This window comes from Psychrobacillus vulpis (genome assembly GCF_006861825.1).
In the GTDB taxonomy this organism is placed as follows: domain Bacteria; phylum Bacillota; class Bacilli; order Bacillales_A; family Planococcaceae; genus Psychrobacillus; species Psychrobacillus vulpis.
On sequence record NZ_VDGI01000001.1, the window covers coordinates 421,446 to 435,367 of the forward strand.

The 13,922-nt window shown below is 36.7% G+C and carries 17 protein-coding genes and 4 tRNA genes; 3 read left to right on the forward strand and 18 right to left on the reverse strand.

Annotation, left to right across the window (positions count from 1 at the left end; genetic code table 11):
* Positions 1-76: 76 nt before the first annotated feature.
* From glmM to FG384_RS02165, 8 genes are all read right to left on the reverse strand, one after another.
* Positions 77-1,429, reverse strand: a complete 1,353-nt coding sequence (gene glmM / locus FG384_RS02130) for a phosphoglucosamine mutase (RefSeq protein ID WP_142640896.1) — start codon at positions 1,427-1,429, stop codon at positions 77-79.
* Positions 1,430-1,465: 36 nt separating this feature from the next.
* Entirely contained in the window at positions 1,466-2,731 is a 1,266-nt protein-coding gene (locus FG384_RS02135) for a CdaR family protein (protein ID WP_142640897.1), read from the reverse strand.
* Entirely contained in the window at positions 2,724-3,560 is an 837-nt protein-coding gene (gene cdaA, locus FG384_RS02140; protein WP_142640898.1) for a diadenylate cyclase CdaA, read from the reverse strand. The genes FG384_RS02135 and cdaA overlap by 8 nt, the downstream gene beginning before the upstream one ends.
* Before the next feature lie 116 nt (positions 3,561-3,676).
* Positions 3,677-4,309 carry a zf-HC2 domain-containing protein gene (locus FG384_RS02145; protein WP_142640899.1) on the reverse strand — a complete coding sequence of 211 codons (633 nt, stop codon included), beginning with the start codon at positions 4,307-4,309 and terminating at the stop codon, positions 3,677-3,679.
* A 12-nt stretch (positions 4,310-4,321) separates the two neighbouring features.
* On the reverse strand, positions 4,322-4,897 hold the full coding sequence (sigW, locus tag FG384_RS02150) for an RNA polymerase sigma factor SigW (RefSeq protein WP_142640900.1): 576 nt from the start codon (positions 4,895-4,897) through the stop codon (positions 4,322-4,324).
* Positions 4,898-5,047: 150 nt separating this feature from the next.
* Positions 5,048-5,953: an arginase gene (gene rocF, locus FG384_RS02155; RefSeq protein ID WP_142640901.1), complete on the reverse strand. Its 906-nt coding sequence runs from the start codon at positions 5,951-5,953 to the stop codon at positions 5,048-5,050.
* Between the two features lie 70 nt (positions 5,954-6,023).
* Entirely contained in the window at positions 6,024-6,605 is a 582-nt protein-coding gene (locus FG384_RS02160) for a GNAT family N-acetyltransferase (protein WP_240793320.1), read from the reverse strand.
* A gap of 61 nt (positions 6,606-6,666) precedes the next feature.
* A complete protein-coding gene (locus FG384_RS02165; protein ID WP_142640902.1) occupies positions 6,667-7,749 on the reverse strand; it encodes a citrate/2-methylcitrate synthase in 1,083 nt (360 codons plus the stop codon).
* 111 nt (positions 7,750-7,860) lie between these two features.
* On the opposite strand from FG384_RS02165, the gene FG384_RS02170 reads away from it, so the two are divergent.
* Positions 7,861-8,742, forward strand: coding sequence for a LysR family transcriptional regulator (locus tag FG384_RS02170; protein ID WP_142640903.1), 882 nt, complete (start codon positions 7,861-7,863; stop codon positions 8,740-8,742).
* Between the two features lie 25 nt (positions 8,743-8,767).
* Positions 8,768-9,310, forward strand: coding sequence for a histidine phosphatase family protein (locus FG384_RS02175; protein WP_142640904.1), 543 nt, complete (start codon positions 8,768-8,770; stop codon positions 9,308-9,310).
* Between the two features lie 60 nt (positions 9,311-9,370).
* Here the strand turns inward: FG384_RS02175 and FG384_RS02180 are convergent.
* The 10 genes from FG384_RS02180 to FG384_RS02225 form a co-directional block, all read right to left on the reverse strand.
* Positions 9,371-9,443 (reverse strand) — tRNA-Ala (locus FG384_RS02180).
* Between the two features lie 23 nt (positions 9,444-9,466).
* A tRNA-Gln gene (locus tag FG384_RS02185) sits at positions 9,467-9,541 on the reverse strand.
* A 6-nt stretch (positions 9,542-9,547) separates the two neighbouring features.
* A tRNA-Tyr gene (locus tag FG384_RS02190) sits at positions 9,548-9,631 on the reverse strand.
* 22 nt (positions 9,632-9,653) lie between these two features.
* A tRNA-Val gene (locus FG384_RS02195) sits at positions 9,654-9,729 on the reverse strand.
* Between the two features lie 420 nt (positions 9,730-10,149).
* A complete protein-coding gene (locus tag FG384_RS02200) occupies positions 10,150-10,500 on the reverse strand; it encodes a YhjD family protein (RefSeq protein ID WP_142640905.1) in 351 nt (116 codons plus the stop codon).
* On the reverse strand, positions 10,500-10,826 hold the full coding sequence (locus tag FG384_RS02205) for a YolD-like family protein (protein ID WP_142640906.1): 327 nt from the start codon (positions 10,824-10,826) through the stop codon (positions 10,500-10,502). The genes FG384_RS02200 and FG384_RS02205 overlap by 1 nt, the downstream gene beginning before the upstream one ends.
* A gap of 138 nt (positions 10,827-10,964) precedes the next feature.
* Positions 10,965-11,831, reverse strand: coding sequence for a peptidoglycan recognition protein family protein (locus FG384_RS02210; RefSeq protein WP_142640907.1), 867 nt, complete (start codon positions 11,829-11,831; stop codon positions 10,965-10,967).
* The gene (locus FG384_RS02215) at positions 11,832-12,098 is read right to left on the reverse strand and encodes a holin (RefSeq protein ID WP_142640908.1); all 267 of its coding nucleotides are present in this window, start codon (positions 12,096-12,098) and stop codon (positions 11,832-11,834) included. It abuts the gene before it with no gap.
* A 16-nt stretch (positions 12,099-12,114) separates the two neighbouring features.
* The gene (locus FG384_RS02220; RefSeq protein WP_142640909.1) at positions 12,115-12,492 is read right to left on the reverse strand and encodes a hypothetical protein; all 378 of its coding nucleotides are present in this window, start codon (positions 12,490-12,492) and stop codon (positions 12,115-12,117) included.
* A gap of 50 nt (positions 12,493-12,542) precedes the next feature.
* A complete protein-coding gene (locus tag FG384_RS02225; RefSeq protein WP_142640910.1) occupies positions 12,543-13,535 on the reverse strand; it encodes a tyrosine-type recombinase/integrase in 993 nt (330 codons plus the stop codon).
* Between the two features lie 106 nt (positions 13,536-13,641).
* On the opposite strand from FG384_RS02225, the gene FG384_RS02230 reads away from it, so the two are divergent.
* Entirely contained in the window at positions 13,642-13,857 is a 216-nt protein-coding gene (locus FG384_RS02230) for a helix-turn-helix domain-containing protein (protein WP_142640911.1), read from the forward strand.
* Positions 13,858-13,922: the final 65 nt, after the last annotated feature.

Here is a 13,922-nt window from a genome sequence, read left to right on the forward strand (position 1 = left end):
TAAAATTTATATGACAATGCATCCGTCTTTTTAGACTAAAAAATCCAGCACAAGGCTGGATTTTTTGTATCTATTATTATTCAGCTAAACCCATTTCTGCTTTTACAACTTCCGAAATTCGGTTTACGTAGTTTTCACATTCGTCTTCTGATGCAGCTTCTACCATGACACGTACAAGCGGCTCTGTACCAGATGGTCGTACAAGAACACGCCCATTGCCTGCCATTTCAGCTTCTACTTCACTAATGATTGCAGCAACTTTATCATTTTGAGTAACCGCATGTTTGTCAGTTACACGAACATTTACTAGTTTTTGAGGATAGATTGTCATTTCAGATGCAAGCTCGGAAAGCTTTTTCCCAGTAACCTTCATAATATTTACTAGTTGTAAACCAGTTAGCAATCCGTCTCCTGTTGTATTGAAATCTAAGAATACAATATGACCTGACTGTTCTCCACCTAAGTTATAGCCGTTCTTTTTCATTTCTTCCACAACGTATCGATCTCCAACAGCAGTTTTCACACTTGACATGTCATGTGTTTCTAAAGCTTTATAGAAGCCCATATTACTCATTACAGTAGAAACAACCGTATTTTTATTTAAACGACCATTTGCATTTAAATGCTTCGCACAAATATACATAATTTGATCGCCGTCTACAATATTCCCTTTTTCATCTACAGCAATTAATCTATCTCCATCTCCATCAAAAGCAAGTCCAACATGTGCTCCTTTTTCTAACACAAATTTCGCCAATTCTTCTGGATGTGTAGAACCTACTCCATCGTTAATATTCAAGCCATTTGGAGATGCACCCATAGTAGATAAATCAGCTTCCAAATCTGCAAATACATGCGTAGCAAGTGATGATGTCGCACCGTTTGCACAATCTAACGCTACATGAAGCCCAACAAACTCTTCATCAATAGATTGCTTCAAATATTGAATGTATTTTTGACCGCCTTCAAAATAATCAGATACAGATCCTACACCTGCTCCTGTCGGACGTGGAAGCTCGTCAATTTCTGCATCAATTAATTGCTCAATTTCCTCTTCTTGTTCATCCGTAAGCTTAAAGCCGTCAGAACCAAAGAATTTAATTCCATTATCAGCAACAGGGTTATGGGATGCTGAAATCATTACTCCAGCATCTGCACTCATTACTCTAGTTAAGTAAGCAACGCCTGGTGTACTAATAACACCCAGACGCATTACCTCTACTCCTACAGATAAGAGTCCTGCTACTAGCGCACCTTCTAACATATGACCAGAAACACGAGTATCACGACCTATTAGAACTTTCGCGCGATTTTCCGATTCTTTTGTTAATACATATCCACCAAAGCGGCCTAATTTAAAAGCAAGTTCCGGTGTTAGTTCAGAGTTTGCTACTCCTCTTACACCATCAGTTCCAAAGTATTTTCCCATTAATCTTCTCTCCTTAAAAACCTGTAGTCCTGCGTATTAGGCTTCTTTTACTGTTAACTTTACCTCGGACGCAGACATTTCCCATTCAACCTCTGTAGAGGCATCTGTTTTTATCGGAAATGTATTATCCCCTATTACCGCATTTTGTGCATCTACATATAGAGCGATATTACTACTATTTAATTTATCCAAAGCTTCTGGTGTTCCTCTAGCCTTCACGGAAACTAAACCGTCTGTAGGAGTTTGAAAAACACTCACTAGTTGATTTGGAAGTCCTCGTACCTCAACTGCTACATTATCAAAGGTCTTTTCGCTAACGCCTGAAACAGTATCCTCTTCTTCCACTGGAGGTTCTGTTACCGGAGCAGGTGTTACATCTCCGACTACCTTAATCTTGTCGTGAGACATCCGCGTCACTCCTGGTGGAACTGCTAGCTTCACGTCAAAGTCTCCAGATGCTTCAAGCTTACTTACATCTACATCTACAGTTAACTGGTCCAATTTATCAAGCACCGTTGGAGGACCATATAAGCGAATCGATTCCATATTCGTAGATAAATTATTGATCGTCACGCCTTGTTTTGGTGTACCTTTTTGCTTTAATACAACTGGTATATCCTTGCTGTACTCTTCCACCCTAACTTTTACCTGTACCTGTTTAGGCTCGACTATCACATCTAATTTATTTAGATCCCTGTCAAGAACTCTTACACTTGCCTTTTGATCAAATGATTTAGTAATACCGGGATTACCATCAAGTGTCGCTTTTACATAGCCTATGCTATTTATGACACTTTTTGCACCTGTAATTGTAACCATTTTTGGTTCAACGTCATAGGACTTAACGATGTAATTTTCTGCTAACAAGCCTTCATTCATATCAGGGTCCACTCGAAATTGCTTCGATATTTTTTCTTCAATCTCCACATTTACGTAGACCGGATCTATTCGGACCTTTAATTTGTCGGAAAAGTTTTCGTGTTGAATTTCCACTCGATGCTCTCCATATGTTAGCTTACTTAAATCCACAAATAATTTATAGTCTTTTATCATTTTAGCAGATAATACAACTTGTGATGGACCCTCTATAGTTACTGTTACAGTTTGAGGAACTCCTGTTACAACTGAATTGTCGTCATCATAATAGACTTCTACTGGTACGTCACGGAGAACGTCTATTTGTGTTCCGCTAGAAATAGAATTCGTATTATTCTCATCAGATTTCACAGAAACGAATAGTAAAATCGCTAATGCTAAAGCTATAATTCGCAAGAACCATGGATTATCCATCATTTTATCCATTCTGTTTCCCCCTCCACAACCATTTAGAAGAAGTTAATAGCTCTTCCGTGGGTCCAAACCATAGTCGCTTCAAGTGAGCTTCAAACTCTTCCATGGATAAATTTCGATGGAGATCCCCATTAGAGGTTAAACTTACAGCTCCCGTCTCTTCGGATACAACAATTGTAATGGCATCTGTTACTTCACTCAATCCAATTGCAGCCCGATGCCTCGTTCCAAGCTCTTTCGAAATGAATGGACTTTCGGACAATGGCAAATAACAAGCTGCGGAAGCTATTTTATTTTTTTGGACAATCACTGCCCCATCATGCAATGGTGTATTTGGAATGAAAATATTAATCATTAGCTCAGATGTAATATTTGCATTTAACGGAATTCCTGTTTCAATATAATCTGATAAACCCGTTTCCCTCTCAATCGATATTAAAGCCCCTATACGACGTTTTGCCATATAGCTTACTGATTTGGTCATAGCCGCAATTAAACGGCTCTGCTCCTCTTGTTCCTGCATCGAGCCTCTCGCGAAAAGTCTACCTCTACCTATTTGTTCAAGCGCTCTTCTTATTTCTGGCTGGAATATTATAATAATTGCTACAAACCCAAAATCAATGACTTGTTCCAGCATCCATCCGAGCGTATCCAAACCTAAAAAGTTTGTGACAACACTTGCGATAACTATAACGAAGATCCCTTTTAATAATTGGACCGCTTTCGTTCCTTTTATAAGAGTTATTACTTTATATATAACAAACCAAACGAATAAAACATCTAATATGTTTACAATAACGTTTACTGGCATTAAATTTGTAAATTGCTCCATAAACGACATGTGGCATCCCCCACTTTTCATCACAAATCCATACAATGTAAGTATAACATAGAAAAGGAATTTTCCGCCTTTATGACCCTAAAAAAGTCTATCCAAAATTTCGGATAGACTTTTTATTATTTCTTCGTTTCTTCTTTTTCAAAAAACGATATAAAATCTTTAGCACCGTCTTTTATATGGAACCAAAGCCAGTCAAATACTTCGTTAATCTCTTCAGAAGTACCTGTAATGTTTGCTGTAGAAGCCATATACTTAGTACCGTTGATAATGGTTAAATTTCCGTCCAATTCACCATCGATTCGAACATCACCATTTTTTACAACAAGATCACCTGTAACGACTTGTCCTTCAGGGATAATAACTGTTTCCCCTTCCACGATGACATTTTCTTGTTTTGTAAAAGAGAATTGCTGTTCTTCGTTGAAATTAGTGAACAATGCGCTACTCATAAATAGGAAGAATAAAGCCGCTGCGGTTAGAATTGGATGACGTCTCAACCATCTACTAACACCTGCATGTGATTTTTCTTTTGGAAGCCTTGCCATAACAGAGTTGGCAAAATCAGCTGGTGCCTTTACATGGGCTGCTCCTTTTACGAAAGCAACTACATTGCTTAGCTCATGCATATGTGCTTGACAATCCACGCATGACTGCAAATGAGTTTTAAGTTCAAGCTCATGTTCACGGGTAATTTCGCCATCTAAATATTCATGCATATAGTGAACAATTCGCTCTGGACACGCATTCATCGTGATTACCTCCTATAAAAAGTTGGGCTGTTTACTTAATTGTTTTCTAAGTGCTTCTCGGCCTCTATGAATTCTTGTTTTTACAGTTCCAAGTGGTAATTCTAATATCTCACTTATTTCTTGTAAAGATAACTCTTCCATATATTTAAGTACAATTGCTGATCGATATTTGTCCGGAAGACGACTTATTTCATATTGAATGCGATCTTGCAACTCCAATTTCATTAGTTCTTCTTCTGGAAGTTCTTCCGCAGCAGCAATTTGTGAATACATATTAAGTCCTTCTGTGCCTGCAACTTCCGCATCTAAATAATAATCTGGCTTTTTTTTACGAATCCGGTCAATACATAAATTCGTCGCAATTCGGTACAGCCAAGTGGAAAATTTTCTTTTTTGATCAAACGTGTGAATGTTAATAAAGGCTCGCACAAACGCCTCTTGTGCAATGTCTTCTGCTTCATGACGATTTCCTAGCATGCGGAAGCATACTTGAAAAAGTTTATGTTGATACAGGTCAACAATCTCCGCGAATGCGTCTTTGTCACCTTTTAACACTTGTTTTATTCGTTTGTTCACTAACGCATCCATCGTGATTCCCCTCCGCTCTATGCGGCTGTCTAACCTATACGTATAAAGGTGGCAACAGGTTTCATTTTTTTTTACATCATTTTAAGTTTACCAAATAATTCATAGTTTGTGTTGTTTATTGAAAAACAAAAAGCAGACGAAGCGTCTGCTTTAAACTAAACTTTCCCCAAACAATGAGCCCATAAGAGCAACTGCTACGTCTGCTGTTTTATTTTCTTCATCTAATATTGGGTTTACTTCAACGAATTCTGCTGAAGTGATAATGTTGGATGAATATAACATTTCCATTGCTAGATGGCTTTCACGATAACTAATTCCACCTGGAACAGGAGTACCAACTCCCGGTGTATAAAGTGGATCTATTCCATCTAAATCTAATGATAAGTGTACGCCATCTACTTTACGTTCAGCAAAATACTCAATCGTTTGGTTCATCACTTCTGTCATGCCTAGTTTGTCAATTTCGTGCATGGAGAAAACTTTAATCCCTTTTTCTTTAATTAGTTCACGTTCTCCAGGATCTACTGAACGAGCGCCAATAATAACTACGTTTTCCGGTTTAATCTTTGGTGCATAGGAACGGATATTTACTAAATCATCATGGCCTAATCCGATACTAACAGCTAACGGCATTCCATGGATGTTCCCGGATGGAGAAGTTTCCGCTGTATTTAAATCTGCATGTGCATCGTACCAAATAACTCCAAGGTTTTGATAACGATCAGCTAAACCTGCAAGTGTTCCAATAGCTATGCTATGATCTCCACCAAGCACTAATGGATAATGTCCTTCCGTTAATACCTCATGTACTTTGTTTGCAAGCTTTGTGTTCCCATCGATTACATCTTCTAAATTACGCAAATGCGTATTCGGAGATTGTTCTTTTCTTGTATGACTTATAGGTATATCGCCTTCATCTTTTACAGAATGACCTAATGCTTCTAAACGTTCGATTACCCCTGCATAACGAATGGCACTTGGCCCCATATCGACACCACGTCTATTTTGACCAAGGTCCATTGGTACACCTATAAGAGAAATGCTTAATTTATTCATTATTTCATACCCCCTTCTGTTCATACATCTATTGTAATTCCTAAAGGGCAGTTGGCTCAACTCGACAAAATTACGAATATTTATTCATTAATTGTACGAGCATTTTTTTTACTTCTTCCCATTCACTGTTAATGATTGAATAAACGACCGCGTTGCGAACCGTTCCATTTGAACGTAAGCGTTCATTTCTTAGAACACCTTCTTTTATTCCACCAATTCTTTCTATTGCTCGTTGTGAGCTTACATTTAATTCATCCGTTTTAAATTGGACTCGAATCATTCCAAGGCTTTCAAAACAATGTTTTAATAACAAATATTTGCATGTCGTATTCACATGTGTTCGTTGAAATTTTTTTCCATAGAAAGTAGATCCGATTTCACATGCATGATTTACTTGATCAATACCATAAATACGTGTTGTACCCATAATTTCTTTTGTCTCTGTATGTTCGACCACATATGCGAGAGCGGTTTTGGCGACATTCGTTTGTTGAATACCCACTTGTAGCCACTGCTCAAGCTGTTCAAAGTTTTCTATTTTATTCAGCATAAATTCAAAAATCTCTGGATTATAAAGCTCCCATAAAAGTTGAATATCCGATTGTTCCATTGGACGTAACGAAACGTCTCCATACACAATTGTCTCTGCCAAATCCCAACACCTCGCTTTTCTAATATCATAATAGAAACATATAGGTATTGAAAAGAAATTTTTAACGACATTCCCCAACATAAAGTGACTGTGGTCGGAACATAGCCTGATCATCTACTTGCTCTATCACATGTGCACTCCAACCAACAATACGCGCTACACTAAAAGTTGGTGTGAATAAAGACGCCGGCATTTCAATGGATCGCATAATAGCTGCCGCATAAAACTCCACATTCGTATAAAGTTTTCTACCTGGCTTAAATTGTTCTAAAAGTGCAGTAATCTCTTTTTCAGCTGCTGTGGCCAAATCTAACCAAGCATCCGAACCATGTAATTGTAAACACGCTTCTCGTAATAATATCGATCTTGGATCTTCTGTTTTATAGATACGGTGACCAAATCCCATGATTTTTTCTCCATTTTGAATCTTTTCTTCCACAACAGTTCGAATTCTTGACTCTTCTCGGATTTCCTCTAACAGAGCTAATACTCCTGAAGGAGCTCCTCCGTGTAATGGACCCTTCATCGTTCCAATGGCAGAAGTAATTGCTGCTGGTAAGTCGGAATCTGTTGAAACGGTTACTCTTGCCGCGAAAGTAGAGGCATTTAATCCATGCTCCATCGTAAGCTTTAAATATGTCTCAAGAGCTTTTACTTGCGTTGAAGTCGGAGATACACCATTTAACATCCACAAATAATTTTCTGTATGAGTAAAATTTTCGTTTGGTTCGACAAAAGGTAGACCTTGCTGTTTTCTATAGTGTCGAGAAATAATTACTGGTAATGCACCTGTTAGATGAGTTGCTTGTTCTGTCATTTCCATTTCCAAAAATTCTGGGGTAGCAAATGCAGAAATACCAGTTCTCATCGCATCCATAATAGAAATAGTAGGTAGAAGCGCGTCGACAATTTTATGAACGTGGGATGGGAGATTTCTTCCTTTTTTTAGTTTCACACTAAATTTCTCTAACTCTTCTTTTGATGGCACTTTATCATAAGATAAAAAATACGCCACCTGTTCGAATGAATAATTTGCTAATTCTTTCACATTCAGACCACGATATCTTAATGTACCTTGATCTCCGTCAACCAAACTAATTTTTGTATGAACTGCCACAACACCTTTTAAGCCTTTTTGAAACATTTTAACCCCTCCTTATTTCTTTTAGTATAAGAAACATATATAATTATGAAAATTAAATATTATGTATGATGTTGATTAAGATTATTAATTAATTATGAAAGGGGAAGTATTGTGGAGTACCAATGGTTAAAAACTTTTATTGTCGCAGCGGAAACAAGTAATTTTAGAAAAGCATCAGAAAAATTAATGATTTCGCAGCCAGGTGTCACTGTTCATATAAAGTTATTAGAAGAATATTTGGGAACTCCTCTATTTAATCGCTCTAAAAAACGTGTGAGTCTAACAGAAGCTGGAAAGATGTTTTATGATGAAGCTATCCAGCTTACGAAAGGCTTGGAGGTAAGTGTGGAGCGTTTACACGCATTTACAGAAGGTTATAAGCGAAAGTGGAATATTGCTATCTCTCCTCTAATGGCCGAAACCATTTTACCTTACATACTACGTTCATTCATGAACAAATATCCAGATTTAGAACTATCTATTAGAGTAGAAGAGTCGAACAATATTGAAGATTTAGTATGGAACGGTGAAGTACATATGGGAATTTCTGCTTTAGAAGCAACAAGAAAGAACATTCAATCTATCGAACTTTATGAAGACCCGCTCTTATTCATTGTTCCTACAGATGGGTATGATGATGAATCAGGACCTGTTTTGGACACTGAAGAGTATATAAAGAAGTATTATTTATTTACCCATCACCATCCAGTTGTTTGGGATACCCTACTTTTGCAACTACGCCAGCAAGTAATTACGATGAGAACTATGAAAGTTACACAAGCGCATATAGTAAAGCGGTTCATACAAGAAGGCCTCGGCGCATCATTCCTCCCACAATCTATCGTAAAACGAGAGCTAACAGAAGGCCGCGTCATGCATGTACCTTTTAATTTATTCCCTCTCCCTAAAGTAAAAACATTTTTATTACTTCAGTCTATGGGGGATTTGGAAAAGGAATTTATCGAAAAGATTTCTCGGTACTATTTTAGTTAGAAGATTAAAAAGAGGTGAATCAATATTGAAGAAAGTTTATATAATTAGACATTGCCAAGCTGAAGGGCAGGAAGACCAGGCACCACTAACTGAAAAGGGCTACAATCAGGCAGTACAGCTCGCAAATTTTCTAGAAAATACTAAAGTCGACCAGATAATTTCAAGCCCTTTTTTACGTGCTATCCAAACAATTGATCCATTTGCAAAAAGTAGCCATTTAGACGTACAAATCGATAATCGATTATCTGAGCGAATTCTGAGTTCCACCCCTATAACAAATTGGCTTGATAAACTTAAAGAAACCTTTAATGATAAAGAACTAAAACTAGAAGGTGGAGAATCTAGCAATGAAGCGCAAAAACGAATATTAGAAGTACTAAATGACATTTTAAATAGCAAGGTAGAAAATAGTATGATCGTGACACATGGGAACATCATGTCCTTACTATTAAATAATTTCAATAATGATTTTGGATTCGAACAATGGAAAGAGTTAAGTAATCCAGATGTTTTCCTTTTAATTTTTTCTAACAATGAATTCACTATCCAACGGATTTGGCATGATTAATTTGTATAAAAAAAGGTATTCCGAAAGAATCGGAATACCTTTTTTTATATCTTTAAATTATGGAGCCTAGCGGGATCGAACCGCTGACCTCCTGCGTGCAAGGCAGGCGCTCTCCCAGCTGAGCTAAGGCCCCTCAAAATTATTTACAACGGTCTATGGCTGGGGTACCTGGATTCGAACCAGGGCATGACGGAATCAAAATCCGTTGCCTTACCGCTTGGCTATACCCCAATAAACTGGTGGAGGGGGACGGATTCGAACCGCCGAACCCTAAGGAGCGGATTTACAGTCCGCCGCGTTTAGCCACTTCGCTACCCCTCCAAAGCTAAGTATAAAAAATGAATGGTGGAGGATGACGGGCTCGAACCGCCGACCCTCTGCTTGTAAGGCAGATGCTCTCCCAGCTGAGCTAATCCTCCTGGGTTTTATAATTACAATAAGTTTCGCATCTCTGCGTCAAAACTGGACAAAAATAATAATAACATATTTATCGTACTTGGACAAGTAGTTTTATAAGTTTTTCTACTTAAAATGTAAGCTTCCAACCAGGTTCGAACTGGTGACCTCTTCCTTACCATAGTTAAGGACTTCCATTTCACTTAATTTATTCTACTTGCAACCTGTATATTTGACAAGGGTTATTTATGAATAAACTTTTAATTTTTATCAACTTTTATCTTTGTCGGTCACACATTGTCTGTGTTTGGTCACACGTCGGTCACTTTTCTCTGAGTTTCTTCTATATAAATAACATTAGTTAATCATTCCTCTTCTTTATTGGGATAGTGGCTTCTTTCTAATTGGAAAAACCACCTTCCATTATTAATTGGTTGGTGGTTTCACATAGTAATATATGTACACATTAGTTCCTCTGTTTTTTCTCGTAATTGGTTTCTAGTATACTTTCGATATTCTTCGTGTCCAGATTTGATGAAAGTGTATTCTGTATAATCCTCGTTTGTCTTACCTTTTACTAATCGCATATTATACCTAGTTATGTAAACATCTGTCTTTTTCAATTCTGTTCTTATATTGCTCAAAGCACTCTCAACTTTAGCTATATAAGGTCTTGTTAGTTTGAAAGGATGTTTTATTATTGTTTCTAGGTCTTTTTCTAGTATTTTGATAAGTATCGGTAAGTATAGTTTGTTCTCGAAGTAGATATATTCATCTGTAGAAATCGAAGACATTATTCCATACTGCTTACTTTCAAAATATCTAAAAAGTGTACTTTGTTAACTATCCTCATTTTATCTACGATATGAATTAATTTAGTGTTTGGATCAAGTTTTGTGACTACTCCTGTAACTGGTTCTTCTCCTCTATAAATAACGAATGTCCTTATCTTATTATCTTCTTTGGCTTCATTTAAAATAGCTGCAAGTTCTTCTAGTTCGAACTCATCTCTGTCTAAATGTTTTGGTGGCTTTTTAGAGCTTGGAACTCTTTCTAACTTATTTGTACTTCTTGTACCCTTTTCTCTTTTTGGCGGTTTTGGCACAGGTTTAAAAGTCATAATAACAACACCTCATTTTATTAGTTTCTTATATATTATACGAACAAATATTCTATTTCAACCTTTTCAAGAACGTTTGTTTGTATTTTTATAAAAATAAAAAAGCCCTACCCACATTACAGTGAATAAGGCTTTAGATTATTGATTATTTAATTTTTCAAGCATTGCTTTGGAAGGTGTTTCGTATTTAATGTGTTCAGGCATATTAGTAACCCACTCACCAGCACCTAAATAGTATTGTCCACCATGTTCAGGTCTATAATTGTATACCCTAAACTCTCCACCCTTTTTCAACGTTCTAGTATGGATTATTTCACCACTGGCATGGGGTGAGTCTTCCCAAACATTAATATCTTTTAAAACAGTTATTTTCCCTTTTTGCCCTAGTTTTAATTCTGTTTTTCCCCACATGATTTTTTCAATGTTCGTAACACCTGCCAAATCCTTATTTACATCATTTAAGAATTCAATCCACAATGATTTATCTTTGACAAATGGTGCAGGACAGTTCTTTCCAGTCACATCGAAATGACGATAGATTGGTTGCTTTCCAAATTTCTTTTCTAGCATCTGAACCACTAAGATAGTTCGCTCAATAGTATCTTGATGAATTGATCCGTCTTTCTCCATACACATTTCAATCCCTATAGAAATTAGATTAGCATTTCCTCCTTTATAGAAAGGTGCAGTTGCCACAAGAGAAGGAATTAGAGGCCCTTCTTTTCTTTCATTAGCATGGAATGCTACTTCATCCAACGGAATTAATTCAAGAGCTTTGTGACGGTCAACAAATATATGAGCACTAGCAAAACGCTTTTTTTCTACTGGCAGTTTGTCATTAGCATTGGGTAACGTAGTATTAAAGTAAGTGAAATGATTATCTGCAGTTCCTCCATTGTTCGCAGTATAATGAAGGACTTCTGCAGATACTCTCAATAGTTTCCTTCCGGTTCGAGTGGTAGGATGCTTTTTGATATGTTTTACCTCGTAATTTAAAGTAGCCATCTACTCACCTACTTTCGTAATTCCACTTCTATCATTACCTAATTCAAACAACCCAGTAGCTGAAAGTCCAGCTAATCCTCCTGCCCACAATCGTAGTACTAAATCCAAATCAGTAAACGGTTGTGCAGCAAATCCAATAAAAATACCCACCACAAATGCGATGAGCGGAATGTAATTCTTTTTAATTGGTCCCGTTCGTTTGATTAACTCCACTACCCCCAAAATGATTGGAGCGATTACTGTTGCAAATATTAATACTTCTGTCATTTTCCATTCCTCCTAATTATTTTTTCAAAAAATGTTCTATCAACATATAAACACCAGTTCCAGAAGCTAATAATCCTGTTATGCCTCCGCCTAGTTTCAGCAGGATATTAGAAATATGATTCCATTTAGCCATACGTAATTCATGGGTTTGTGTGTTTCTTGTAGTTTGAATTGTCATAGCCCCTTCCACTAGGGTAAAGAGTTTACTATTTTGCTCTACAATTGTTTGCCGAGTTTCCCGATTTTCTACCATGACCGTGTTCTCTAATTTTATTGATCTGTCCTCTAATAATTTCAAACGATCGTCATGTTTTTTGTCTGCTTCTTCTAAATTTGTGATGCGTTCTCCATGATCCATTACAGTCTCGAACAATGAGTTACTACTTGCTGTCATCCTCTCACCCCTATTTACAAAATAAAAAGAACGCCCAAGTTTGGACGCTCTTACTGTACATGATATTTTTTAAATGCTTGTTGTTTACGTTCTTCAGAAACATTTGCATAAATTAGCGTAGTTCCTGGATTACTATGTCCCATAAGATGTTGTAGATCCGCTAATTCTATTCCTGCATCAGTAGAGAGCGTAGCAAAGGTATGTCTCATAATGTGCGGATGCAATTTTTTTGAGATATTCGATGCAGTCTCAATTTTGTCTATTTCTCGCTGAATAGCTCTATGCCCCATACGACGATACGGTTTTCTGGTAGTGACAAATAAAGCATCAACATCATCGCTTCTACTATTTAAGTACTTCTTTAAATGGTAAAGAGCTTTAAAAGATAAATAAACAATTCTTTCCTTATCACCCTTTCCGATTACTTTCATTGACATCGATTGAATATTAATATCCGATTTATTCATTGCAGCTAATTCTGCCAGTCTGCATCCAGTGCTATAAAAGACTTCTATTAGCGCACGTTGTCTCAATGTTTCGCATGATTCTCGTACTTTTTCGAGTTCTTCAATGGACAATCCTTTAGGTAATCTTTTTTCCTTCTTTGGAGGCCTTATTTTAGCTGTTGGATTACGAAGAATTACTTCTTCATTCACCAACCAACCAAAGAAACTTTTCAGAACTGACAATTTTGTACTTATGGTGCTCATTTTTGCTTTTGGAAAAGAAGCTAAATATTCACGAATGTCATTTGTTGTTATTTGTACAACCGCCTTTTGGTATTTCACTGAAAACAGTCTTAACTCTGTTCTATAACCTGATAACGTTTTGCTACTTAAACCTTCTATTCTCATAGAAGAGAGATATAACTCAACTTTTTCAGGAATATCTTTTTCTAATTCTAAAAAAGTTTTTCTATGATTCTCGTAATTACTTAACACTTCTTCTACTCTCATTTCTAACTTCATCATATCTACTTCCGGACATAGAGTGCTGATTACGGTGTGCAAATCATTAGCAAGACGAATAGTATCGTTTGACATCTAAAACTCCTCCTTTTGATATGTTAAACATATCATATACTAATACGTTTTACATATCAAGTAAAAAGAGATATATTAAACATATCACCTAAAAGGAGTTGTTAGAATGATTGTACGCATCGCATTGCAAGATGTATTAGACAAGAAAAAAATATCACAACACCAGCTTGCTAAACTGACTGATATTCCACAGCCAGCTATTAATTTAATGTGCAAAAATAAATCCGTTAGGTTCCCTTTGGATCGACTAGCTAGAATTTGTGAAGTCTTAGAATGTCAAATAAGCGATATATTAATATTAGAAAAAGAGCCAACAGATTAACCTCTGTAAGCTCTTTTTTTAAATGTTTTATTACGACGCATTATGTTCCCAATATATCTTATGAC